The organism is Allocoprococcus comes (genome assembly GCF_013300725.1).
GTDB classification, from domain to species: Bacteria; Bacillota; Clostridia; order Lachnospirales; family Lachnospiraceae; genus Allocoprococcus; species Allocoprococcus comes_A.
In genome coordinates this window covers 24577-50964 of sequence record NZ_JAAIMM010000017.1, presented here as the reverse complement: position 1 = coordinate 50964, position 26388 = coordinate 24577, and the positions used below count along the sequence as shown (strand labels likewise).

Annotated in this window: 22 protein-coding genes; 4 read left to right on the top strand and 18 right to left on the bottom strand. The window is 43.3% G+C overall.

Going from position 1 to position 26388, the window contains the following annotated elements; all coding sequences use genetic code 11:
• Nucleotides 1–35: 35 nt before the first annotated feature.
• The 12 genes from G4407_RS10290 to holB form a co-directional block, all read right to left on the bottom strand.
• Complete coding sequence (locus G4407_RS10290) at nt 36–1607, bottom strand: ABC transporter substrate-binding protein (protein WP_055248127.1); 1572 nt, start codon at nt 1605–1607, stop codon at nt 36–38.
• A 269-nt stretch (nt 1608–1876) separates the two neighbouring features.
• Nucleotides 1877–2671, bottom strand: coding sequence for an ABC transporter ATP-binding protein (locus tag G4407_RS10285; protein ID WP_172676597.1), 795 nt, complete (start codon nt 2669–2671; stop codon nt 1877–1879).
• 8 nt (nt 2672–2679) lie between these two features.
• A complete protein-coding gene (locus tag G4407_RS10280; RefSeq protein ID WP_055248123.1) occupies nt 2680–3615 on the bottom strand; it encodes an ABC transporter permease in 936 nt (311 codons plus the stop codon).
• A 25-nt stretch (nt 3616–3640) separates the two neighbouring features.
• Nucleotides 3641–4645 carry an ABC transporter substrate-binding protein gene (locus G4407_RS10275; RefSeq protein WP_055248121.1) on the bottom strand — a complete coding sequence of 335 codons (1005 nt, stop codon included), beginning with the start codon at nt 4643–4645 and terminating at the stop codon, nt 3641–3643.
• Between the two features lie 169 nt (nt 4646–4814).
• Nucleotides 4815–5426 carry a hypothetical protein gene (locus tag G4407_RS10270; protein WP_055248119.1) on the bottom strand — a complete coding sequence of 204 codons (612 nt, stop codon included), beginning with the start codon at nt 5424–5426 and terminating at the stop codon, nt 4815–4817.
• Between the two features lie 337 nt (nt 5427–5763).
• Nucleotides 5764–7005, bottom strand: a complete 1242-nt coding sequence (locus G4407_RS10265; protein WP_242860803.1) for an AI-2E family transporter — start codon at nt 7003–7005, stop codon at nt 5764–5766.
• A gap of 71 nt (nt 7006–7076) precedes the next feature.
• Entirely contained in the window at nt 7077–9686 is a 2610-nt protein-coding gene (locus tag G4407_RS10260; RefSeq protein WP_173688818.1) for a cation-translocating P-type ATPase, read from the bottom strand.
• Between the two features lie 301 nt (nt 9687–9987).
• Nucleotides 9988–11100 carry an ABC transporter ATP-binding protein gene (locus G4407_RS10255; RefSeq protein ID WP_117824646.1) on the bottom strand — a complete coding sequence of 371 codons (1113 nt, stop codon included), beginning with the start codon at nt 11098–11100 and terminating at the stop codon, nt 9988–9990.
• A gap of 148 nt (nt 11101–11248) precedes the next feature.
• Nucleotides 11249–12088 carry a 16S rRNA (cytidine(1402)-2'-O)-methyltransferase gene (gene rsmI / locus G4407_RS10250; RefSeq protein WP_173688817.1) on the bottom strand — a complete coding sequence of 280 codons (840 nt, stop codon included), beginning with the start codon at nt 12086–12088 and terminating at the stop codon, nt 11249–11251.
• Between the two features lie 2 nt (nt 12089–12090).
• A complete protein-coding gene (locus G4407_RS10245) occupies nt 12091–12846 on the bottom strand; it encodes a tRNA1(Val) (adenine(37)-N6)-methyltransferase (RefSeq protein ID WP_173688816.1) in 756 nt (251 codons plus the stop codon).
• Nucleotides 12836–13747: a PSP1 domain-containing protein gene (locus G4407_RS10240; RefSeq protein ID WP_173688815.1), complete on the bottom strand. Its 912-nt coding sequence runs from the start codon at nt 13745–13747 to the stop codon at nt 12836–12838. The genes G4407_RS10245 and G4407_RS10240 overlap by 11 nt, the downstream gene beginning before the upstream one ends.
• Nucleotides 13748–13750: 3 nt before the next feature.
• Nucleotides 13751–14740: a DNA polymerase III subunit delta' gene (gene holB, locus G4407_RS10235; RefSeq protein ID WP_055297374.1), complete on the bottom strand. Its 990-nt coding sequence runs from the start codon at nt 14738–14740 to the stop codon at nt 13751–13753.
• Nucleotides 14741–15108: 368 nt separating this feature from the next.
• Here holB and G4407_RS10230 point away from each other — a divergent pair, with 368 nt between their 5' ends.
• Both G4407_RS10230 and G4407_RS10225 read left to right on the top strand, forming a co-directional pair.
• Nucleotides 15109–15834, top strand: coding sequence for an ABC transporter ATP-binding protein (locus G4407_RS10230; protein WP_022220430.1), 726 nt, complete (start codon nt 15109–15111; stop codon nt 15832–15834).
• 17 nt (nt 15835–15851) lie between these two features.
• On the top strand, nt 15852–16778 hold the full coding sequence (locus tag G4407_RS10225; protein WP_055155720.1) for a SufB/SufD family protein: 927 nt from the start codon (nt 15852–15854) through the stop codon (nt 16776–16778).
• Between the two features lie 207 nt (nt 16779–16985).
• On the opposite strand, the gene G4407_RS10220 is transcribed toward G4407_RS10225, so the two are convergent.
• From G4407_RS10220 to G4407_RS10210, 3 genes are all read right to left on the bottom strand, one after another.
• A complete protein-coding gene (locus G4407_RS10220) occupies nt 16986–17573 on the bottom strand; it encodes a nucleoside/nucleotide kinase family protein (protein WP_173688814.1) in 588 nt (195 codons plus the stop codon).
• On the bottom strand, nt 17566–18981 hold the full coding sequence (locus G4407_RS10215) for an aminotransferase class I/II-fold pyridoxal phosphate-dependent enzyme (protein WP_173688813.1): 1416 nt from the start codon (nt 18979–18981) through the stop codon (nt 17566–17568). The genes G4407_RS10220 and G4407_RS10215 overlap by 8 nt, the downstream gene beginning before the upstream one ends.
• Before the next feature lie 103 nt (nt 18982–19084).
• Nucleotides 19085–21307, bottom strand: coding sequence for an alpha-galactosidase (locus tag G4407_RS10210; RefSeq protein WP_173688812.1), 2223 nt, complete (start codon nt 21305–21307; stop codon nt 19085–19087).
• A 102-nt stretch (nt 21308–21409) separates the two neighbouring features.
• Here G4407_RS10210 and G4407_RS10205 point away from each other — a divergent pair, with 102 nt between their 5' ends.
• Together G4407_RS10205 and G4407_RS10200 are read left to right on the top strand one after the other, a co-directional pair.
• The gene (locus G4407_RS10205) at nt 21410–22285 is read left to right on the top strand and encodes an AraC family transcriptional regulator (RefSeq protein WP_173688811.1); all 876 of its coding nucleotides are present in this window, start codon (nt 21410–21412) and stop codon (nt 22283–22285) included.
• Between the two features lie 4 nt (nt 22286–22289).
• Nucleotides 22290–23162: an AraC family transcriptional regulator gene (locus G4407_RS10200; protein WP_173688810.1), complete on the top strand. Its 873-nt coding sequence runs from the start codon at nt 22290–22292 to the stop codon at nt 23160–23162.
• Here the strand turns inward: G4407_RS10200 and G4407_RS10195 are convergent.
• From G4407_RS10195 to G4407_RS10185, 3 genes are read right to left on the bottom strand one after another with little or no spacing between them, the layout of a single operon-like run.
• On the bottom strand, nt 23157–23987 hold the full coding sequence (locus G4407_RS10195) for a carbohydrate ABC transporter permease (RefSeq protein WP_173688809.1): 831 nt from the start codon (nt 23985–23987) through the stop codon (nt 23157–23159). The genes G4407_RS10200 and G4407_RS10195 overlap by 6 nt on opposite strands.
• 14 nt (nt 23988–24001) lie before the next feature.
• Nucleotides 24002–24916 (bottom strand): carbohydrate ABC transporter permease, encoded by a 915-nt coding sequence (locus tag G4407_RS10190; protein ID WP_173688808.1) that lies wholly within the window; start codon nt 24914–24916, stop codon nt 24002–24004.
• A 60-nt stretch (nt 24917–24976) separates the two neighbouring features.
• The gene (locus G4407_RS10185) at nt 24977–26278 is read right to left on the bottom strand and encodes an ABC transporter substrate-binding protein (protein WP_173688807.1); all 1302 of its coding nucleotides are present in this window, start codon (nt 26276–26278) and stop codon (nt 24977–24979) included.
• Between the last annotated feature and the right edge of the window lie 110 nt (nt 26279–26388).

The window sequence follows — 26388 nt, the reverse complement described above, 5'->3', positions numbered from 1 at the left end:
GGAGGAGGCTTATTAACCCTCCTCCCCGTCATCCATTATTTTAAAGTTAATTTTGATACATCTCCGAATGTATAAATCGGTACGAACTGTGCATCATCAAGTCCTCCAACACGGGCAGTTGTAACAACTGTCTTCATGCTTGTACCCATTGGATACTGAAGTGCTTCTTCTGATACCAGAACCTGAAGTTCGCTATACAGCTCTTTTCTCTTAGAATCATCAAGAGTTGTAGCTGCTTCACTGAATTTCGCATCAATGTCTGCATTGTGGAAGTTCATCATATTATCTTTTGTTGAATCAAACAGCGGTGCAAATGTATCCGGGTCGATACCCATTACGTATGCTCCAAGGAACATATCATAATCTGTACATTCCAGATCATAAGCTGCACTCATGTATGCGGCCTGGTTCACACCACATAACTCAACATCAATACCAACTGCTTTTAATTCAGCCTGGATTGTAAGTGCTTCATTTTTCTGTTCTGTACTTTCTTCGACATAGCAGAGTTTTAAGGATTTTGCACCGTCTGCAGTAAGCTTCTTAGCTTTATCTACATCCTGATCCCACTTTTCAACTCCGTCTTCTGTGTAATAGCTGCTTGAGTACGGAAGGAATGTATATCCTAATTTGTAATAATCTTCACTTGTAAATGCTGCAGTCATGATTTCATCACGATTAAGAGCTCTGAAGATTCCTTCACGATAATCTTTGTCTTTCATACTCGGTGCAACAGAGTTCAGTCTCAGATAAGAAACACGACCTTCACTGTATTTTGAAACGGTAAAGTTGTCATCACCTTCAAATGTGTCTACCTGATCAACAGTTACGCTCAGTGCATCTACTTCCTGTTTCTGAAGTGCAAGACTTGCTGTATCAGAATTTTCAATAATTCTGTATACGATTGTATCAATATTTGCTTCTCCGTTTGCGTAGTTCGGATTCTTCACAAATTTAAGATGTTCACCTGTCTTATATTCTTCAAGCATGTATGGACCAGATCCAACAACTTGATCTTCAAGCATATTTACGTCAAAGCTTCCTTTTCCTTCAAAGATATGCTTTGGAAGAATAAATGTCTCTGCAGACAGAAGTTCTACTACAGATGCACTTGGTTCTGCAAGTGTAAATGTTACTGTAGTATCATCTACTTTCTCAACTTTAATCGGTTCCCCACCCACATAAAGATTTTGCTTCATATCGTTAATAGAATTAAAAGTAAATACAATATCATCTGCTGTTAACGGTTCTCCATCGCTCCACTTTAATCCTTCTTTTAACTTCATCGTATAAACTTTACCATCTTCTGACGCATCCATGCTTTCTGCAAGAATCCAGTCCATTGTTCCATCCTGGTAAATATAGTACGCAGGTGAATAAACCATATGACATGTCATAAGTCCCCATCTGTCATCTGCAGTAATCGGATTCAGTGTATTACCTGTGTCCCCACCGATTGCAAATGTAAATGTATCACTTGCTGCTTTTGTTGATTCTGTTGCGCTCTTGTCAGCTTTTTTGCTGTCTGACTTTGATCCGCCGCATCCGGCAAGCATAGAAACTGCCATAGCTGCACAAAGTAAAGCGCTGATTACTTTCTTCTTCATTGTAAACCTCCTAATAATATACCATTGTCGACAATCTATATTCTACATTGTCGCTGCGTTTTTCATTGTACTACTACTCTATTTATAAGTCCAATTGATAATTTCTATCCTGCATTACTAATAGGCATTCTCTATAATTTTATAGTATTTTAGAATCTGCTCTGTTTTTTAATAGTACATTTAAACAAGACGTGCAAAAAAACGAGGCTCTACATCAATCGTAAAACCTCGTTCCTGTTTTCTACTATTATTTCATTTTCAAATATTCTCTACGACAACATCATCCGGTCATTCGCAAACTCGCCGCCACTGACTTCTTCAAACTTCGCCAGCAGATCTGCAACCTTCAGATTCTTCTTCTCTTCTCCTGATACATCGTAGATAATTTTTCCTTCATGCATCATGATCAGGCGGTTGCCGTGCGCGATGGCATCCTTCATATTATGTGTTACCATCATTGCAGTAAGCTGGTGCTCCTGAATGATCTTATCAGAGATGGCAAGTACCTTCGCCGCAGTTTTCGGGTCAAGTGCTGCAGTATGCTCGTCCAGAAGTAAGAGCTTTGGCTTCTTAAGAGACGCCATCAAAAGAGTGATCGCCTGACGCTGTCCACCAGAAAGAAGTCCGACTTTACTGCTCAGACGGTCTTCCAGTCCAAGATCAAGTTCTTTCAGGGCTTCTTTATAGCGTTCCCTCTCTTTTTTCGTAATCCCCCATCCAAGACCTCTGCGCTCACCTCGTCTGGCTGCGATCGCCATATTTTCTTCAATCGACATGGTTGCCGCCGTTCCAGTCATCGGATCCTGGAAAACTCTTCCCAGATAAAGTGCTCTTTTATGCTCTGAAAGCTTTGTAATATCCACTCCGTCAACAATGATCTTTCCTTCGTCTACGGGCCAGACTCCTGCGATCGCATTCAGTGTGGTAGATTTTCCTGCACCATTTCCACCGATGATAGTCACGAAATCACCTGGATTGAGGTTCAGATTCACTCCGTTAAGTGCGACCTTTTCGTTGATCGTTCCCGGATTAAAGGTTTTATGAATATTCTGGATTTCCAACATATATCCCATTATGCAGTCCTCCGTTTCTTTGTAAAATATTTACCCTTCATGTACGGAACTGCAAGGAAGCATGCAACCACTACCGCTGAGAACAGTTTCATATAATCAGAAGGCATCTTCAGCCACAATACCAGTGCGATTACAATATAGTAAATAATCGCTCCGATAAAAATTGCTCCAAGTGTAAATGCAAAGGCTGCTTTTCTGCCTGCACAGAATTTTCCAAAAATAACTTCGCTGATGATAACAGCTGCAAGTCCGATTACAATGGCACCACGTCCCATATTGACATCGGCAGCTCCCTGGTACTGTGCGTAAATTCCACCGGAAAGTCCCACAAGTCCGTTAGAGATCATAAGCGCCAGAACCTTTGTAAAGCCTGTATTAATTCCCTGTGCACTTGCCATCTGCGGGTTACATCCGGTTGCACGGATCGATGCGCCAAGCTCAGTTCCAAAGAACCAGTAAATAATTGCGATCAGGATAAGTGCTGCCACGATCAGCTTTACAAAAAACAGTTCACTTCCTTCGCCGGTCACATAACGAAGCGATGCAACCAATTTATACTGCATAACATTGACTGCCTGATTGGATTTTCCCATGATTCCGAGATTCACCGAGTAAAGTCCGATCTGCGTCAGAATACTGGCCAGAATGCCCGGAATTCCAAAAAACGTATGTAAAATACCTGTCACAAATCCGGCTGCCATACCTGCCAGAAATGCGAAAAGAAGTGCCAGTGCCGGATTCATACCGCCGCGGATCAGCATAACTGCAACCGCTCCACCTGTAGCCAACGATCCGTCAACCGTCAGATCCGCAAAATCCAGAATACGGAAGGTGATATAAACGCCAAGCGCCATAATTCCCCAGATGATCCCCTGCGCTACATTTCCCGGAAGGGCGCGCACAAGAGCCATCGGATCTAAAGCTGCTAAATACATGATTTCTGCCTCTTTCTAATACTTATTATTCCTCAATTGCTTCGTAATCGTCCGGAACAGTGATTCCAAGTTCGTCACAGATTGTCTTGTTATACATCTTTGTAACTTTTGGTGCACTTTCGATTTCCATGGTTGAAATGTCTTTTCCTTCTACGAGGATTTCATAAGCCATTTCACCAGCTCTGTATCCGATATCGTAGTAGCTGATAGAAAGAGTAGCGATACCACAGCCTGAGCAGATTCCCTGTTCTCCTGCGATTACCGGAATCTTTGCCGGAAGGCAGATGTTGTTGATTATTTCTGTATTTGCTGCCATTGTGTTGTCTGTCGGAATATAGATTGCATCACAGTCATCTACTGCGCTTGTTACTACAGACTGGATTTCATTAGAGTCTGCTGCTGTGTATTCTTTGTATTTGATTCCATCTTTGTCGAGTGCTTCTTCGAACTTCTTAGCCTGATATGCTGAGTTCGGTTCTGCTGAACAGTAGAGGATTCCTACTGTCTTTGCGTCCGGAACAAGCTCTTTTAACATTGCTTCCTGTTCGTCGATCGGTGCAAGGTCACATGTACCTGAAATGTTCATTCCTGTTGCGCCTGTCCAGTCTGAAATATCCAGTGCTGTCGCGTAATCTGTAACAGAAGTTCCGAGGATCGGAATTGTGCTTGTTGCAGCTGCTGCACACTGAAGAGCAGTTGTTGCATTTGCAAGAATCAGATCATCATTGTCTGCTACGAAGTTATTCACGATTGTTGCACAGTTTGCCTGCTCGCCCTGTCCGTTCTGAAGATCAAATTTGACATTGTCTTTTCCGAATTTTTCTTCACAGGCTTCTTCAAATCCTTTGGTAGCCTCATCAAGAGCTGCATGCTCAAGCTGCTGGCAGATACCGATCTTGTATACCTTGTCTGATGATGATTCTTTTGAAGAAGCTCCTTTGTCTGACGAACTTGAGCTTCCGCCACAGGCAGCCAGTGCCAGTGTCATTGCTGCAGTAAGTGATACAGCTAAAATTTTTCTTGCTTTCATAATAACATACCTCCATCTATGTTCTTTTCGAACAAACTTTTTCCGTTTTGGCTTTGCAGCTTTAAACTTTAGCGGTTTAAACTTCAATGGTTTAAAGCTTTGCCGTGATATTGATTATAGCGTTTTTTTGTACTTTAGTCAAGGTATGTTACAAAAAGCTACAGAAATTCTAGCTTTTCCGGTCCATTATCCTGCAAAACAAAATTGCCGCCCCGGTACTGACCGCCGTTGCCACAATCCCTGGTCCCACAACCGCTGTCGGATTCACGCTTCCATACTGGCTCCGGTAGGCGATCACCGACACCGGGATCAGCTGCAGTGAAGAAATATTTACAATCAGAAATGTACACATTTCGTTGCTCGCAACGCCTCTTTTTCTTACCGGTCCTGCCACTTTTCCAAGTCGGCGGTCTTCTTCCAGCTTCTGAAGCTCTTCCATTGCTTCAAGACCTGCCGGAGTTGCCGCCCAGCCAAGTCCGAGTACATTTGCAATGATGTTTGCCGCGATTGGTTTTTCTGCCGGATGATCTTTTGGCAGTTCCGGAAACAGGAAATGGATCAGAGGGGAAAGGCGGACGGCTGCCGTTTTCAGGATGCCGGATTTTTCTGCGATTTCCATAAGTCCGGTCCAGAAGGACATGACGCCCATCATGGTGATGCAGAGGGTGACTGCTTCTTTGGAGGAATCTAAGGCGGCGGTGGTGATGTCCGGCATTTTGCCGGAGAAAGCGGCAAAAAGGATGCCTATAAGAATCATTCCCGACCACAGGTAGTTGAGCATTTTTTCTCCTTTCTGAGTTGGGGAAATGTTGGGAGAGGGGACGCCGGGTGGAAAATAAATTGTGTTCAAATTCAAATTGTGCAAACCATTCCGACGAACCTCTTAAGGCGGGAATCGTGTTCAGCAATGGCTTCCACGATTCCTGAGTTTCGTCTCCATTGCACAAAAAATTGAATTTGAACACAATTTATTTTCCGCCCGGCTGACATTCTACAAGTCATACTTTTCCGCCAAACTATAAATGGGGAGTAGAAAAGCCTGCTCTTTGAGATTCCATCTCAAAGTTGCAGGCTTTTGCTGCGGTTTTCGATACATTTATATGTAGGAAACCATTTCTTTATTCAAAGGTTTTCTCAGGGTGTTCGCTTTTGTATAAGGCTTGCATTTTCTCTATTTCTTCCTGAGTGTATTCTTCTACCTCGGTTTTTGTTACCCGTTTAATGTGTTGTTTTTTCAATCTCAAATACACATATTCCCGGAAGAGGGTGTAGAGTACAGACACCAGTGGGATGAAGATGAGCATTCCTACGATTCCCAGGAGGTTACCGCCGACGGTGACTGCAGCGAGAACCCAGATGGAGGGAAGACCTACGGAGCTGCCGACTACGTGTGGGTAGATCAGATTACCTTCGATCTGCTGGAGGATCAGGAATACAAGGATAAAAAGAATTGCCTGTTTCGGGCTCACCATGAAGATCAGGAGGCAGCCGAGTGCGCAGCCGATGAAGGCTCCGAAGATCGGGATCAGGGCTGTAAAGGCGATAATGATTCCGATCAGCAGAGCATACGGCATCTTCAATATGCTTAATGTGATGACGAACATACTGCCGAGGATGACGGCTTCCAGGCACTGCCCGGCGAGGAAATTCGCAAAGGTGCGGTAGGTCAGGGAACACACTTCAAGAATCACTTCTGCTTTTCGTTTGGGAATAAACGCGAAAAACACTTTTCTCACCTGCACATGCAGTTTTTCTTTCTGGAAAAGGATATAGCAGGCAAAGGAAAAGGCAATAAAAAATGTAGTAACTCCACTGACGATGGAGCCAACCGCTGTCATCGTTGTATTCATAAAATTTCCCGCACCATTTCCGAGAATACTCATCCCCCACTGGATTGCCTTATTCGGATTGAACTCCATCTGGTTCACAAGATCCATGATTTCCCGGTTATTGTGTGTAAATTCTCGTACCCAGCTCTGCATCTGCGGAATAAAATCTGCAATACTGTTCATCAGACTTCCAATTGTTTCCGTAAGCTGCGGAATCAGACCGAACATGACAAGCACGATCACACCCACTACCAGTACGATCGTAAGAAGAAGGCTGACCGGTCTTGCAAGCTTTCCTGCCACCTTACTTCCTTTCTCTTTTGCCTTTCCAAATAATTTTTTCTCCAGAAAGCTCATCGGAACATTGATCACAAACGCGATCGCACCGCCAAGAGCGAAGGGGAAAACAATCCCCCATATCGCCCTGATCACGCCCAGAACCACATCAAATTTCCACAATGCAACTACGATCAGCGCTGTAAATACGATCAGTTCCCGGATTTTTTTCATCGATAATTTACTAAAATCCACTATTTTCTCCATTCTACTACAACATATTTATGGTTAATCCCCTTACAGCCGGTAAGCATTTTCCCATATTGTTACTCAGATAATTTTCCACGTACCCACTTCAGAAGCTGTATGATCGGAAAACAGGCAAATGCATACAGGTAGACAGTTCCAAGCTGTTCAAAGTTCAATGTTTCAACTTTGAACACCTGATGCAGTCCCGGAACTGTAAGTACTGCCGTGATCAGGACTGCGCCAAGTACAAATGCACCCTGCATCCATTTATTATTGAAAAACCGCTTTGTAAAAATCACCGGCCGGTCGGATTTACAGTTGTATCCATGGAAAAGCCGCGCCAGGCAAAGTGTTCCAAATGCATAAGTACTTCCAAGAAGTGCACCATCCTGATGATATCCAGTCAGAAAACTGACCATGGTCATTGCTCCGATCACCAGGCCTTCCAGTCCGATCTTCGCGAGGAAATCCTTTGTCAGGATCGACTCATCCGCCGGTCTTGGTTTCTCGTTCATCACATCACTGGTATGCGGTTCTACTCCCAGTGCAATTGCCGGGAGACTATCAGTCAGCAGGTTGATAAAAAGCAGATGAACCGGTGCAAACGGAACCGGAAGCCCTGCGATCGATGCATATAAAACAGCGAGAATTGCGCCAAAATTTCCCGATAACAGGAACTGGATCGCGTACTTGATATTCCGGTATAAGTTTCGTCCGTTTTCCACTGCTTTTACAATTGTGGCAAAATTATCGTCTGTAAGTACCATCGCCGCTGCATCTTTAGCAACTTCTGTTCCGGTCACTCCCATCGCAACACCTATATCTGCCTGCTTAAGAGCCGGTGCATCGTTGACTCCGTCACCGGTCATCGATACAATATTTCCGCGTTCCTGCCATGCACGGACGATCCGGATCTTATGTTCCGGCGAAACCCTTGCATAGACAGAAATCTTCGGGACAAATTCCCGCAGCTCTTCATCACTCATATTTTCAATCTCCGCGCCCTCACAGGCTTCGGATAAATCCTTTAAAATGCCGATCCGTTTTGCGATCGCTGCTGCCGTGATCTTATGGTCTCCCGTGATCATCACCGGACGGATGCCTGCCTTGATACATTCTTCTACTGCTGCTTTCGACTCTTCCCTCGGCGGATCCATCATTGCGATCATTCCGAGAAATACCAGATGATCCTCATCCTCTGCGGTCAGCAGATGTTCTTCCGGAATCTCCCGGCAAGTAAATGCCAGCACCCGAAGACCTTCCATTGAAAATTCCTGATTCTGAATCTGAATCTTTTCTTTATCTTCTTTTGTGATCTTACGTATTCCATTTTCCGTCCAGATCCGGTCTGTCAGATCTAGGAGACGGTCAACCGCACCTTTGACGATCATCCGGTTTTCGCCGTCTATCCGGTGAAGCGTCGACATCATTTTCCGGTCACTGTCAAACGGAATCTCATCTTCCCTTGGATAACTTTCTCTTACTTCCGCAGCTTCCACTCCATAGCGGCTTCCCAGATTGATCAGCGCTGTCTCTGTCGGATCTCCGATCTCAACTCCATTTTCATTGGTAGAATCGTTACATAAAATACTGCAATCAAGCAGAAATCTCTGTGCCGGATCTGCCACATCGATCTCATCTGCCCGGATTCTTCTGCCTTCTATATAATAATCTTCAACAGTCATCTTATTCTGCGTGAGAGTTCCGGTCTTATCCGAACAGATCACAGAGACACTTCCAAGTCCTTCTACCGCCTGCAGTTTTCGAATGATCGCATGCTCCTTGGCCATCTTCTGCGTTCCGAAAGAAAGAACGATTGTTACAATTGAACTTAATGCCTCCGGGATTGCTGCAACTGCAAGCGCTACTGCGAACATAAACGCGCTTCCGATATTTTCTCCACGAAATACACTGATTCCAAATAAGATTCCGCAAAATACCAGGATCAGAACCGAGAGCTTCTTTCCGAACTCTTCCAGATTCGCCTGAAGCGGAGTCTGCTTTTCAGAGGTTGATTTCAAAAGTCCGGCAATCTTTCCGACTTCTGTCTGCATACCTACGCTTGTCACAACGGCTCTTCCACGTCCGTAAGTTACAAAGCTTCCGGAAAATAACATATTGTTCCGGTCACCAAGCGGCACTTCCTCTTCAATTTCATCCAGGCTCTTCTCAACCGCAAGACTCTCCCCGGTCAGTGCACTTTCATCAATTTTCAGACTTGCGTTCTCGATCAATCGTCCGTCTGCCGGAACATAATCCCCGGCTTCCAGAAGGATCACATCTCCAACTACCAGTTCTCTTGCCGGAATCGGCGTCACCGTACCATTCCTGAGAACCTTCGCCTCCGGTCCTGAAAGCTTTTTCAGGCTCTGAAGCGACTGCTCTGCTTTTACCGTCTGCACGGTTCCCAAAATTGCATTCATTGTAATGACGATCAAAATAACCGCCGCACTTTCTGCGTCTCCTAAAATTCCTGAAATAATCGCTGATGCAATCAGGATAATCACCAGGAAATCCTTGTACTGCTCCAGAAAAATCTGCAGCACACTTTTCTTCTTTCCCTCCGCAAGCTCATTCCATCCGCATTTTTCACGGGACTTTTCCACTTCTTTTATCGTAAGTCCCTCTTCTCTGCTTCCCATCTGTCCAAGCACTTCTTTTACCGATGACTGATAAATTTCTTTCATCCTTTCTGCCTCCTGTTTCTGAGTATTCACATTCCTGAATTTCTTATGCAACGAAGTTCTCTTCCGATAAAAATGTATAAAAAAAGAAACCCTTATTGCACAACAAATAATGCAATAAAAGTCTCACCATTTCCTTGTGGCACCGGATGCTTCCACCGTACTGACGACACCACAAACGCGGATTCCCTTGCGTAGGTTACTCCCCTTTATTAACGTAACTATATATCACAAACAGCCCTATTGTCAAGAAAATTTTTAACCGGAGCTTCCATTTGGAAACTCCGGTAAATAATTTCACATCTTAGTTTGTGATTGTCTTTTCTGTCTCTTTGTCGAATACATGGATCTTTTCAGCATCGAATGCAAATGTAACAGTATCCCCTGTTCTTGCTGTTGTTCTAGGATCAACACGGGCTGTCATGGTAGCTCCTTCATAATCGAAGTGGAGATAAACTTCAGCACCAAGCATTTCATATACACGGATCTTAGCCTGGATAACTGTATTCGGTGAAGATGTGATAAACATCTGCTCATCATGTACATCTTCCGGACGGATTCCAAGGACAACAGTCTTTCCTTCATATCCTCCATCGATAAGTTTCTTTGCTTTTGCCGGTGGAAGTTCAATATCAGCCGGTCCAACTTTGAGGACAACTTTGTCACCCTTCTTCTGGCATACAGCATCAAGGAAGTTCATCTGTGGTGATCCGATGAATCCTGCAACGAAGAGGTTGCATGGGGTATCATAAAGTACCTGTGGTGTATCTACCTGCTGAACAACACCTGCGTTCATAACTACGATTCTGGTTCCCAGTGTCATAGCTTCTGTCTGGTCATGTGTTACGTAGATGATTGTTGTACCAAGTCTCTGATGAAGTTTGGAAATCTCGATACGCATCTGTCCACGAAGTTTAGCATCCAGGTTGGAAAGCGGTTCATCCATAAGGAATACCTTCGGGTTACGAACGATTGCACGTCCCATAGCAACACGCTGTCTCTGTCCACCTGAAAGAGCTTTTGGTTTACGGTCAAGCAGTGGTTCAAGGTCAAGGATCTTAGCTGCTTCACGAACCATCTTATCAATCTCCGGTTTCGGAACTTTTCTTAATTTAAGTCCGAATGCCATGTTATCATATACAGTCATATGTGGGTACAGAGCATAGTTCTGGAATACCATCGCGATATCTCTGTCTTTTGGTTCTACATCATTTACCACTTTGTCACCAATCTTGAGTTCACCGCTTGTGATCTCTTCCAGACCTGCTACCATACGAAGTGTAGTAGATTTACCACATCCGGATGGTCCTACAAAAATGATAAATTCTTTATCTTCAATTTCAAGGTTGAAATCTTTAACTGCTTCAAATCCGTTCGGATATGTTTTGTTAATATGCTTTAATGATAAGCTTGCCATTTATTTTTCCTCCTAAATCTTTGTGCGATTCTTACATACGCTGTCGCTGTTCTTGTTTCTGAAATAAAGTATATCTGTTTTTACTTCGTCGGTCTATGACCGGGTTGAACAAAGATTTTTTAAGAAGGTGTACAAATTGACGAAAGCCTTACAGCAGTTCTTTATAAATATCCCTTTTTCCGACTCCGCGGTCCTTTGCCACCTTTTTCATGGCTTCTTTCTTATCGATTCCCTGGTTCATATAGTAATCCATATGCTCCTGAACCGTCATTTCTTCCCATTTTGCGCGCTCTTCCTGTAAAATGCTCTCCCGGCTCTTCCCTTCGATCACAAGCACGCACTCACCCTTCGGATCGTTGCTCTCATAATAAGAAACCGCCTCTGCAAATGTGGTGCGAAATGCAGTTTCATGCTTTTTTGTAAGTTCCCGGCACACAGTCAGATGTCTGTCCCCACCAAGAACTTCTCCAAGCTCTCTCAAGGTTCTCACCAGACGGTGCGGTGCTTCATAAATGATCATCGTTCTCGTCTCATCTACGAGCTCACCCAGGACTGCCTGCCTTTCCTTTTTGTCAGTTGGAAGAAATGCCTCAAATGCAAATCTTCTGGTGGAAAGCCCGGAAAGTGTCAGTGCCGTAATGCAGGCAGCGGCTCCCGGTAGGGAAGTGACCGTAATTCCGGCTTCATAGCACATTTTCACCAGTTCCTCACCCGGATCTGAGATTCCCGGTGTGCCGGCATCGGTGATCAGTGCAATATTTGTCCCTGCAAGAAGTTTCTCCACCAGAGCATGTCCTTTGTCTATCTTATTATATTCATGATAACTGGTCATCGGTGTTTTGATCTCAAAATGGTTCAGCAGTTTAATACTGTTCCTGGTATCTTCCGCTGCGATCAGGTCAACCTCTTTCAGCGTCCGGATCACCCGGAACGTCATATCCTCCAGATTGCCGATCGGCGTTGCGCACAAATATAATGTTCCTGCCATAGTTACTCCTTTCCAGTCCCTGTCATTCCGTAATGTTCCAGGATTTCCTGTGTATAACTGCCATCTTTCTCATAAACGATCAGCGGCGGCTCCACGGTCATCCGCGATTTGGCTCCACGGATTCCCTCTATTAAAACCATGTTTGGCTCCTTATCCACATATGGATACACCAAGCGCATCCGCTTCGGCTCCAGCTTCGCCTCGCACATTACCGTCAGGATCTCGGCAAGCCGGAACGGTCTGTGTACCATGTAAAATCTGCCTCCGGCTTTTAAAGTCCGCGCACTTTCCCGGATAATATCATCCAATGTACAAAGAACTTCATGCCTTGCGATCGCCTTGGCACTCTCCGGATTGGCAAGCCCATGCCCACCGATCATATACGGCGGATTCGTTGTGATCACATCCATGGAACCATGTCCAAATATCTGTGACGCTTCTTTGATATCTCCCGTCACAATGTCGATCTGCTCCTCAAGCTGGTTGTGCCGGACACTCCGGCGCGCCATATCTGCGCTCTCTTCCTGGATCTCCAGCCCTGTAAAATGCTTTCCTTTTGTCTTTGCGGCCAAAAGAATCGGGAGAATTCCCGTTCCTGTTCCAAGATCAAGAACGCATTCTCCCGCTTTTACTTTGGCAAAGGCACTTAAAAGCACTGCATCCATTCCGAAGCAGAACCGCCCCGGGCTCTGGATGATCTCATAGCCTTTTATCTGTAAATCATCGAGCCGTTCTCCCGGCTTAAGATTATTTGTCATCTAACTTTGACGCTCCTTCACCTTTCTCCAGAGCTGCAAGCTCTTTCATTTCCTGTTTGGAAAGCTTCACATCCTTTTTCCGGCGGCGCGGTTTGAACTTCAGGTCAGCTGCCGGATATTCACGGATTTCTTTCTCATCATTGTCCAGAGTTACAATAACCCTGACAAGCTGACGCAATACGCTTAATGACTGTACTTCACCTTTCAGTCCTTCCGGAGTTGTCACCGACTCACCTACAGACGGAAGATTATTGTTGAGTTCCTCGTATGTCTCTTCCTCATTTGTCAGACAGCACATCAGTCTGCCACATACACCTGAAATCTTAGTCGGGTTCAGGGACAGATTCTGTTCTTTTGCCATCTTGATCGAAACCGGTGCAAACTCAGACAGATAGGTGTGGCAGCAAAGCTCTCGTCCACAGATCCCGATTCCTCCGCGGATCTTCGTCTCATCTCTTACACCGATCTGGCGAAGTTCAATCCTGGTACGGAATACCGCTGCCAGATCCTTTACCAGTTCACGGAAATCAATTCTCCCGTCTGCGGTAAAGTAAAACAGCACTTTATTGTTGTCAAAGGTATATTCTGCATCGATCAGCTTCATCTCCAGTCCATGCTTGTGGATCTTTTCCAGACAAATCTGAAATGCTTCTTTTTCTTTTTTGCGATTCTTTTCTTCTACACGGCGGTCATCCTCTGTCGCCAGGCGGATCACAGTCTTAAGAGGCTGGGTGATCTCTTCATCCTTCACTTCCTTCGGTCCCATCACAACGTTACCGAATTCTACTCCTCTCGCGGTCTCTACAATTACCTGATCACCACGCTTCACCTCAAATTTGCCCGGTGAGAAAAAATAGATCTTTCCTGCAGTCCGAAAACGGACTCCAATTACTTTTGTCATTCCCTAGTTCTCCTTTATTGTCAACAGAAGAAGTTCCATGACAAGATCAAAGTTGACATTGGCGCGCAGTCTCGCTTTTGCTTTCTCAAGTGCTTCCAGAATTGTCTCAATTCCTTCATAAGAGCTCTTTTTCGCACGCTCCCTGATACTGTCGATCTCTTCACCGAAAATCAGTCTGTCGATATTCATTGTTGCTTTATAGATCAGCACATCACGATACCAGATCATAAGGATGTCCAGATAATCTGTAATCTCAATCTTGTAAGCGGAAATCCGTTTCACAGCTTCCACCAGATCACCGAGTTCCATGGTATCGATATTCTTCAGCAGACGAACTGCCTCATCTTTAATTTCATTAAAATGCTCAGAGCCTGCCAGCATAGCAGCTTTTCCAATATTGCCCTGTGCAAATGCAGTACACACGTCTGCCTTGTAGTCAGGAACCTGAAGCTGCTCCATCAGATACCTTTTCACAAGCTGATCCTTAATGTTGCGGAGCTTCAGCATAACGCATCTTGAGCAGATCGTTGGGAGCAGACTGTCCGCATTCTCTGTAAGAAGCAGAATTACCGCATAAGCAGGTGGCTCTTCGATTGTCTTCAGCAGAGCATTCTGTGCCTGTACAGTCATCATATCTGCATCCGGCACAATGTAAATCTTGTATTTTCCATTATAAGGCTTCACCTGAATATCCCCATTGATCTGAACCCGGATATCATCTACACTGATGCTGTTCGGCTTTTCATGCGTTACCCAGATAATATCCGGATGATTGCCGCTGACTGCCTGCTTGCACGAATGGCACTCATAGCACGGTTCTGCTCCGCCCTTTTCGCACTGCAGAGTCTGTGCAAAAAGACCTGCAAGCATCTTCTTTCCAGATCCCTTCTCGCCGTTCAGAATATAAGCATGTGATACTTTATCTTCTGTAACTGCGTTCTGTATATACTGAATGATCTCGCTATGTCCTACGACATCTTTAAATCCTGACATATTATCACCCTCTTCTTTCTTACTATTCCATTAGTATAACATAAATTTATGCAGATACCTAGAGCAAATTCCTGTGGTCTTTCTGAATTATTTCTGAAAATTCTGCGAATTTCGCTTTGTAGGTATGTTGAAATCATATCTTCTGCACACAAACTATCTTCTCAATAATAAAAGATGACAACCTTTCCGATATGTTTTATAATAAACATGAATATATAAAGCTTCTGTATCCAATGATGTAATCGGATTGCTCCATTTCTACGCAATTTATTCTTTTGATACTTACATCATACAAGATGTTGTGGTCAAAAGGTATTTTGGCCAGACAAACTTTATATAAGTTTCTTACACAGAAAGGGGATGAACTCATGCTGGAGGTAAAAAATCTTACATTCCAGGTGAATGAAAACGGAATAGAACGAAGTATCGTAGAAAATATCAGTTTTAACGTAGAAGACGGGGAAATGCTGGTGATCACCGGTCCGAACGGAGGTGGCAAATCCACACTTGCAAAAGTGCTGATGGGGATTGACCAGGCAAGTGCCGGACAGATCATCTTAGACGGAACCGATATCAGTGATTATGATATCAACCACAGGGCAGAAGCCGGAATCGGTTACGCATTCCAGCAGCCACCGCGCTTCAAAGGAATGACGGTAAGCAAGCTTTTATCACTTGCGGCTGGAGAAGATCTGACAAGAGATGTCTGTTGCAGACTTTTAAGTACCGTTGGACTTTGTGCCAACGAATACATTGAACGTGAAGTAGACGGAACCTTATCCGGCGGTGAAATGAAGCGTCTGGAAATTGCAACCGTTCTCGCAAAGCCGCACAAACTCTGTATTTTCGATGAACCGGAGGCCGGAATTGATCTCTGGAGTTTTTCTATGTTGATCGAACAGTTTGAAAAAATGCACAAAGAGAAAAAGCAGAGTCTTATCCTTATTTCCCATCAGGAAAGAATCATCCAAATGGCTGACCGGATCATGGTAATCGAAGGCGGAAAGATTGCTTCGATCGGACAGACCGCGGATATCCTTCCACAATTATTAGGGAAGACAGCAGATTCTTACAGCTGTCTGAAATGTAGATAACAGGGGAGGAAGATACAATGACTTTATTGGATAAAATTACAGAAAAAGTATTAGCTCAGATCGATGATACCGGTTTTACACAGTCCGGTGCATTCAATTTACGACATAATGGGATCGCGCTCTGCCACGGTGACAGTGAGCATATTAAAATCAAGAAAAAACAGGACAAGCCGGGAATCGATATTTTCATCGATGGAAAAACAGACGGCGAAGAAGTTCATATTCCGGTTGTTGTTGACGCAAGCGGAATGACGGACGTTGTTTACAATGATTTTTATGTAGCAGAAGGTGCAAATGTAACCATCGTTGCCGGATGTGGTATCCACAACAGCGGATGTAACGAAAGTCGCCATGATGGTATTCATACTTTCCATGTGGAAAAAAATGCAAATGTACGCTATGTAGAAAAGCATTACGGAGAGGGTGAAGGCACCGGAGCCCGTGTACTCAATCCTGTTACCGAAGTTTATCTTGGTGAAAATTCTGTATTTACGCTGGATACTGCTCAGATCAAAGGAGTCGATTCTACGGTTCGTGAAAATAATGTACATCTGGAAGCCGGTTCCAAGCTTTATGTCATTGAAAAACTGATGACACATGGAAAACAGGAAGCTACTTCAAATATGATGGTGGAACTGCTCGGAGAAGGCAGCTCTGCGCAGATCGTATCCCGTTCGGTCGCAAAAGGCGAATCCAGACAGGTCTTCCATCCGAGAGCTGTCGGAAAGAACCGTTGCCATGCACATGTTCAGTGTGATTCTATTATCATGGATCATGCAGAAGTAAGTTCAATTCCTGAGATCAATGCGAAGCATGTGGATGCGGCTATTATCCACGAAGCTGCGATCGGAAGGATCAATGATGAGCAGTTGATCAAGCTGCGGACTCTTGGAATGACGGAAGAGGAAGCAGAAGGGGTGATTATTGAGAACTTCTTGAATTAGAGTCATGCGTAGCGTGGAAATATGACAAAAAAACGAAATCCATCTTCGGTTCCATAGTGCAAAGGCGCTGATACCGAAGATGGATTCCTTTTTTTCTGGATATTGACTCCACTACATTATAAAATCTTATTTAATAAACTTCATGATTTTCTCAATGAGAAGTTCATATGGACAGGCGAAGCCTGTCTCGCTTGGGTGTTGAAATTTCTACTGTTCAAGTATCTTTTTACAGATTTTTTCAAGGATGTCTTCAAGGTCTGTGTTTTCGTAGCGTTCTGTGATTCCGGCGTGGGCGAGGTTTTCTTCGGAGAAATCTTTGGAATCGGCGAGGAAACGGCGGCACATTTCGGCGTATTTGGGTTCTTTCTGGGTTTTCTCACGGGCGAGGGCGCGGGTTAAGCGCTCTCCGTCTTCTACCTCGATGTAAAGTGGAACTACTTTTTCGTTTCCAAAATAGGTTTTCAATTTTTCATAGGATTCAAGAGTTCCGATCATGAGATAATCCTGATTTTTTTGTTCAAAATTGAACTGTCCGTCATCAGCGGTGAAATAGTGCCAGATACCATAAACTGTATTGTAAGCACGTTCTTCGATCAATCGGCCTTCTGTTTTGAACTTTTCAAGTTCAGTTTCGTCTGTAAAGAAATATTCTTCGCCTTCTTTTTCTCCCTCACGCCGTGGACGGGTTGTATAGATCGTTACATTTTTTAACTGTGGCATTCTTTTTCTCAGTTCTTTGTAGATTGTGTCTTTCCCCGTTGAACTTTTTCCCATCAGATAATATATTTTACTCATGTTTCCACACCTTTATCTTGCCTTCCGTCTGTATTCCTTCTATTTGGAGATTCTGTGTTTCATAATAACGAAGAAGTTCTACTGCTTCCCGGCTGATCCGCTCTCCGGGTACGATAACCGGGCTTCCCGGTGGGTAGAGATATGCGTATTCCAGAGAAATGTGTCCTTCACTTTCTTTCCACGGAATCTCTTCTGCTTCTCCGTCTTCTTCCCGGTCCGCTGCCTCCTGCGGTGTAAAATACTGCTCCAGTCTAGGAAGCTCTCCGGAAATCTCTATGCTTCCGGAAACGGCTGTTTTTGCTTCCAGCTGACCGTCTATTTCCAGTAACGCAGCTTTTAACCTGTCCAGTCCTTCCTGCGTATCTGCCACGGTCGTCATCGCAAGTACATAGGTTCCTCCGGTCATTTCCATTTCCAGATGATATCCTTTTCGCAGCCGGTCCGCAAGCTCCGGACTTGTAATATTTGCATTTGCTGTGGAAATCACAACTTTGGAAATATCATAATGTTCTGTACGGAGAATCTGTAAATGCTGTAATGGCTTCAGTTCTTCTCTGAACTTTTGTAGCCTCTCCACATAAAGTTCAAATGCATTTTCACATTTTCCATCCACAAAATCCACACAGGCATCCAGACTTGCCATGAAAATATAAGATGGACTGCTACTCTGTAACATATCCAGATACTTCTTGATCCTTCTGCGGTTTACAATTTTTCCGTTGATATGCAGGATTGCAGTCTGTGTAAGAGACGGCAGTGTCTTGTGCAGACTGTTGATCACCACATCTGCTCCCAGATCATTTGCGCGCCCCGGAAATGCCGGATGAAATCCGAAATGCGGTCCATGTGCTTCATCTACGATCAGTGGAATCCTATACGAATGTGCCACTTCTGCAATTCCTTTCACATCCGATACCACGCCATAATAATTTGGAGATACGATCACAACGGCTTTGATATCCGGCTCTGCAGCAAGTGCTTTTGCCACATCTTCTTTGCTGATCTCCCCGTTCATATGCATGGAAATATCAAATTCCGGATACACATAGCGCGGTACAAGACCATTCATATAGATTGCATGGTAAATGGATTTGTGACAATGGCGTGCCACCAGAATCTTATCTCCCCGGTGCGTACATCCCATCACTGCACTTAAAATTCCGGCAGTACTTCCATTTACCAGAAAATGACTTTCCTCTGCCCCAAATACCCTTGCGGCTCTTTCCTGCTCCTCTTTTAAAATACCATCTGCGTGATGCAGATCATCGAAACCATCGATTTCCGTGATATCCAGATCGTATGGGAGTTCAATTCCAAGAAGTGCCTTGTTTCTCTTATGTCCCGGCATGTGAAATGCGTAAAAATCGCTCTCGGAATATGCTTTTAATTTATCGTATAGTCGTTCCATTTTAAACCTCTTTAAGTCTTTTAGAAACATCATATAATTTTTCTTCCGAAAACGCAAGAGGACGAAACGGTTCTCCCATTTCGTCCTTTCCATATATTCCGGCTTACACAGCCACAATCTCAAACACTTTCGCCTGGAAATCTCCCTTATCATTCACGCCCTTCTTCCATACACCGGACGCAGAATCGGACAGGATCATTCCGACTTGCATCAGCTCATCGCCATAGCAGTCATAATCATATCCGCTGACCTTATAACAGATATCTTCTTTCAGCCCTTTCAGCTTCAGTCTCTTAAATCCAACATTGACCGGCTGCATTACCCGGTAATAACCGACCAGCGCCTTCTTCTGATCCTCCGATACGATCATCCATGCGGTCTCATTTCCCTCAAACGGACTCTTCAATCGATAGAAAGTTCCTTTCTGGATCAGATCTCTCTTCTCCTTCATAAATGCGATCTGACGGCGGATTTCTACCTTATCTTCCTCGTCAAGCTTTAAAAGGTCAAGCTCATATCCAAAAGTTCCAAAGTAAGCCACATCTGCTCTTGTCTCGATCGGTGTCACACGGTTTGTCTGATGGTTCGGCGAAGCTGATACATGGCTTCCCATACAACTCACCGGATAAACCATCGAAGTTCCATACTGGATTTTCAGACGTTCGATTGCGTCAGTATCATCCGAAGTCCATCCCTGCGGTGCGTAGTAAAGCATTCCCGGATCAAATCTTGCCCCACCACTTGCACAGGATTCAAACAATACATGCGGAAAACGGCTGGTCAGGCGCTCATACAGTTCATACACACCAAGGATATATTTGTGGCAGACCTTTCCCTGATACTCTCTGTCATTTCCGTTGGAAAATACCTCTGAAAATGTACGGTTCAAATCCCATTTGATGTAAGATACCGGCACTTCTGCAAGAAGATTTTCCAACATATCCCCGATATATTCCCGAACTTCCTTTTTTGAAAAATCAAGAACATACTGATTCCGGCTGTGACAGATCCGCTTGCCCTGCTCAGCCAGAAGCCAGTCCGGATGTGCACGGTACAGATCACTGTCTTTGTTCGTCATCTCCGGTTCAATCCAGAGTCCGAATTTTAAACCTTTGGCATTGATCTTTTCTGCCAGCTCCTTTAACGTTCCTTTCAGCTTTTCCTCATTCGGATACCAGTCACCGAGCGAAGAAGTTCCATCATTTCTCTTTCCAAACCATCCGTCATCCAATACAAAAAGCTCCATTCCAAGATCTGCTGCCGCATCCGCAAGTCCCAGAAGCTTTGGCGCATCAAAATCAAAATAAAATGCTTCCCAGCTGTTGATCAGGATCGGGCGAACCTTATCTCTCCAGATTCCCCTTGCCAGACGTGTGCGGTACAGCTTGTGAAAGGTCTGGCTCATTCCGTTAAGTCCGGCTTCCGAATATACCATTACCATCTCCGGTGTCTGGAAGGATTCGCCTTTTCCAAGTGTCCACTTAAATCCATTTGGATGGATTCCCATCAGCACACGGGCGGTATCATAATTGTCTACCTCTGTCTGTGCAAGGAAATTTCCGCTGTAAACCAGACTGAATCCGTAAACCTGTCCCTGGAACTCGTCTGCATTTTCACGGGCAAGCGCAAAGAACGGGTTAAACTGATAGCTGCTACATCCACGCATACTGTAAATGCTCTGGATACCGTAATCCAGCTTATGTCTTCTCACATGACGCTCTCTTGCCCACACACCGGCAAGATCGATCATCTCATAATCCTTGTCCGGCAGATCCACACAGGCGCTCATTGCAGAGAGAAGTGTGATCTTTTCGTCAGAATCACATTCAAAACGTACACTTCTCGCAATCACCGGAAATGCTTCATAGATCGTATATAAAAGAACAATTCTTGTATTGATACTTGTATCCTCCAGAACCAATTCCAGAGTCTGTGCCTCATCATCACTTTCTACATATGTCGCCGGAAGTCCTTCAAACTTTGGTTTGCCATCATAAATTTTATGCTCTTTATATACAAACTCGACTACATGGCTTCCGTTCTCCCGCTCGATCTCATATGCCGGAAAACGCATATCTCCGCAGCCGAAAGTCGGATACTCCTGCTTGATATTCTCCAGTGAGAATGTAGAATTTCCCTCGAAAGCATACGGTGACATATCACGCATCGCATATTCAAAAAGATGGCTGAAATCTTCTCTGTGTGTCAGGCGTTTTCCGTAGTAGAGCTGTCCCGGCTGGTCGTTGTCAAGGATCTTGATGATGTAGCTGATCTCCTGATTATAGAGATGGAATTCTCTTGTTTTTTCGTTGTAAATAATTGACATATTTCTTCACTTCCTCCTTTTTCTTTCATCCTCTCAGTTGTTGACCTTATAGACTTTTCCTTATGTCCGTGCTATAATATTACTAGCTTAGGAGGAAAAAATATGACATCTCAGGAAAACCAACCAAGAAGTAAAAATTATGACTGTCTGTATGCCGTCGGTCATCAATCTACAGATTTATATTTAACTTATTGTGGATTTGAGAATTGTTCTCCAGCCCATTCATTTGGTCCTGTATGGCGAAATGAGTACGTGATCCATTTCATTTCAGGTGGACATGGATATCTTCAAATCGAAGATACTGAATATGAGCTTAATGCAAATCAGGCTTTTCTTGTCCCTGCACAGGTAGCGACTTACTACCATGCAGATCCGGATAATCCTTACCAATACACATGGATTGGTTTCGCTGGAAAAAAAGCTGCCCAGTATCTGGCTGGAACTCCGCTGAGCATAGAGCATCCTATTTGCAATCTGCCAATTCCAGTCTCTGAATTTTATATGATTATTCAGAAAATACTTCATGACAGAAAAAGTACACTTGCAAATGACATCAAGCGTACTGCTTATTTATACCAAATATTATCCATATTAACTTCAATAAGTCAATCTACAATAGATACTAATATGCCATCTGTCCATTCTCCTGAAGATTATGTCAACCTTGCCTTAAGTTTTATCAAGAAAAATTACGATCACATATGTGTCGCAGATATTGTAGACTATATCGGAATTACCCGTTCCTGGCTGTATACACTGTTTAAAAAAAGATTAAACACCTCTCCCCAGGAATATTTAATCTCTTATCGTCTCGAAAAATCTACACAATTACTGCGCGATACCAGCCTTTCTGTCGCAGATATCGCTGCCAGAATTGGTTATGTGGATACACTGACCTTTTCCAAAGCGTTTAAAAAGAATTTTTCTGTTACGCCCGCACAATATCGTAAATTATATTTTGAAAAAGGAGAGTTTTAAAATCATGTTAACACCGATTTATGAAGAATATCCGGATTACCACTGCTTATCCCATCTTAATCCACAAAGCAGTGATCTGTCTCTTTTTTCATGCGGAATTCAGAAGTGTCCACCCGGACATACATGGGACAAACCACGTCCGCAATACCATTTACATTTTATCATAGACGGAAAAGGTACCTTTCAGGCCAATGGAAAAACCTGGCGTCTCTCCCGGCGGCAGCTTTTTCTCTGCCCGCCTGATACACCAGTTTATTACAGTGCAGATTCTGAAGATCCATGGCACTATGCATGGGTCAGTGTTTACGGTCCCAAAGCATCTCTTTGGTTAAAACAGGCCGGTTTCGATCAGGATACTCTGGTCCGGGACAGCTATATCCCTGTAGAACAATTTACAATCCTGATCCAGCAGTTACTGAATACCTGGAAACCAGCTCCCGGCAGTGAACTCAGACAGCTCAGCTTCCTGTTTCACCTGATGTCTTTGCTGATTTCTTCAAATACAGCAAAAAATACACTTGCTTCCGCGTCTAAAGCAGACACAAATGAAGCACTTTTTAATCAGGCACTCGAATTTATCTCAGACAATTATGACTGTAATATCCATGTGCAGGATATTTCCAATTATCTTGGAATTAGCCGTTCCCGCCTGTGTTCCTTATTCCAGTCACACCTGAATCAGTCGCCACAGAATTATCTGCTTCTTTTTCGGATGCAAAAGGCACAGGAACTTCTTACTTCTACAAATTTTGAAATTCAGGACATTTCTCATCAGATCGGTTATCCTGATTCTCAGACATTTTCAAAAGCATTTCGCCGGGTCTACAACACCAGTCCCAGCGAATATCAAAAACTTCACAGCGGTAAATCCTTATAATTTACCGCCTGAAGTTGCAATTCCTTCAATAAAATGTCTCTGGAACAGCAAATAAAGCACAAGCATCGGAATACAAGCAATCAAAGATCCCGCCATCAATTCCGGATAGTTTGAAGAAAACTGTCCCTGTAATTTTGCAAGCCCTGCTGCAAGTGGCATAGACTGCTGATTGGTATTTGCGATCAATGGCCACATTAAGTCTTTATATCCGAATAATGCTGTGAAAATTCCAAGTGCTACCATGGATGATTTCGTCAGTGGCATCATAACATATAAAAATGTCTGACCAATATTACAGCCATCCAATCTGGCAGCTTCCTCCAGATCTTTTGGCAGTCCCATGTATGCCTGTCTCATAAGGAAAGTACCAAATGCAGTTACAAGTCCTGGGAAAATCAATGAAAAAATTGTATTCAGCATTCCCAGCTTTGATACCATCAGGTACTGCGGAATAATAAAGATCTGAACTGGAACCATCATCTGGAAAAGTACCAGTGAAAAGCACAAATCTCTTCCTTTAAATTTTAATCGTCCGAACGCATATCCTGCAGTTGTTGCAGTAAGTACTGCACAAATAATTCTTCCAAAAATCATTAACAATGTATTGATATACAGTTTAATAAAATCCATTTTCCGTACAACATTTGCAAAAGCCTGTGTTCTCCACTGTGACGGGAAAATTATAAACGGATTCATCTGTGTTGCTTCTGATTTTGTTTTAAATGCAGTCAGGATCATCCATGCAAACGGAATCAGCATGATTACTGCACCTATAATCAAAAAGACATGTTTTATTAATTTATGCCAATTTCCTATCTTTTTCATTTTCTTCACCTACTCTAGTTATAATGTACCCACTTCTCCTGTGCCTTCATCTGAAATACCGTTATCAGCATAATAATGCAAAGAAGTAATACAATAATTGCTGATCCATATCCTTTGTTATTTTCTACAAATGCATATCTGTAGAACAGATATACCAGTGACTGTGTCTTTGGAAGAGCCGGGTTATTTTTACCAATCATCATGAAAATAGAATCAAATACCTGTAATGAAGCAATAACTCTTGTGATAACAACGAAAAACATTGTTGGTGAAATAAGCGGTAATGTAATCTTGAAAAACTGTGTTACTGCATTTGCACCATCAATTTCTGCCGCTTCATAATAATCTTTCGGAATTTCCTGAAGTCCTGCAAGGAACAGAACCATGTTATATCCGATAACACTCCAGATTCCAACAATTGCAAGTGAAATAAATGCTATTTTCGGATCTGATACCCAGTTGACTTTCGGAAGTCCTATAGCTTCTAACAGATGATTTAAAAGTCCAAATTCTGAGTTATATAACCATTTCCACACCATGGCAACCGCTGCCGGTGCACATACCATAGGCATGAAATAAATCATTCTGTAGACAGAACGTCCACGCATTTTCTGGTTCAACATAACTGCCAGTACAATTGCAATTATAATTGAAAAAGGTACTTCAACTATCGCATATTTTAATGTATTTAAAAGAGCCTGCCATACTGCTGTGTCGGCAAAAAGTCTTTTATAGTTTTCGAGTCCAACAAAAATATTTCCTCTTCCGAATGAACCTGTCTTAAAAAAGCTCTGGTAAATTGTCTGGAAGATTGGAATGATATTTAAGATCATAAGCCCTGCCATCGTTGGCAAGATAAATAGCCAGCCCCAAAGAAATTCCGAGCGTTCCCTGTTTGTCATTTTTTTCTTTGCTTTTTTTACCTTCATTTCTTACCATCCTTAGATTTCAAAAGGGGTACCCATTTCAGATACCCCATTAAAAATTTACTATTGTTCTTCTGCAAGGAATTTGTTCATTTCAACTGCAACGTCCTCGCAAACATCTTTCATAGGTTTTGCACCGCTGAATCCGTCTACCATCTTCTCTAACATCATCTGGAACCATACCTGTGTGTTCTTTGAACTCGGATATGCCTGTGCATCTTCTCTCATATCAAGATAAGCCTGCATATTGAATCCTGGCTGTGAATTTACCCAAGTATCTGAAGTTCCTTCATATGCTGACATTGTAACTCCAAGATTTGCCTGTTTTTCCTGAGCTTCTTTTGATCCAAGATATTCAATCAGCTTCCATGCACCTTCTGGATTTTCGCTGTTTGCAGATGCTGCCCAGCCAAGTCCATTGTAAATAGATTTTGTTCCTTCTGGTCCATTCGGAAGAGGAGCAATATCACAGTTTTCTTTTACATAATCATTTCCTGCAAGTTCCGGAATACTCCATGATCCCTGGAATGTCATTGCTACTGTTCCAGCTTCCATAAGTGCTGTTGAATCATTTTCTGAAAGTACAGTGTAATCTGGCATTGAACCATCTTTGATGATATTTTCAATCATTTCCATTGCTTCAATTGTCTTTGGTTCATCAAATCCTGATTTTTTCTTATCTGGTGTAAGAACCTCTCCACCGTATGCGTAAATTGTGCTGTACCATGATTCCTGATAGTTCGCCGGTGCTATAGCAACACCATACTGGCTTCCATCATCTTTAGTAAGTTTCTTAGCAACTTCACGGAAATCATCCCATGTCCAGTCTGCTGTTGGATAATCAATTCCTGCTTCATCAAACATGGTCTTGTTATACCATACTGCACAGGTATCTACATCCTTCGGTACTGCAAGCTGGTCTCCATCTGCATTCTGATAAATATTAACCAGTTCTTCCGGATAGTTTGATAAATCAATTTTATCGCTTTCTTTAATCTTATCGGAAAGATTCATAAGAATATCATCATATTCTGCATATGTACCGATCTGATCGGAATGCATCCAAAATACATCCGGCATAGATCCACCTGTTGCTGCTGCTTCAAGCATTGTCCAGTAATCTCTCCATGGAGTAATCTGGATATCTACATCAATTCCTGTCTCTGCTGTAAAATCATCCATGATTTCACGAAGTCCCGGTTCCTGGTTGCTGTCCCAGATTGCAACAACAAGGCTTTTTCCTGTATCCTGACTCTCTTCTTTTGTATCAGAGCTTTTGTCACTGCTTCCACTACCGCCGCATGCTGCTAACGACGCAGTCATCACTGCTACTAACATTACCGCACTAACTTTTTTCCAATTCATTTTCTTTCCTCCTCGCACATTGTTCTGAATAATTATTCATCTGTTTTATGCATATCTGAATTATATAGTATTCCCCTTCCTGTCGGAATGTCTTCATGTCTTCCGTATAC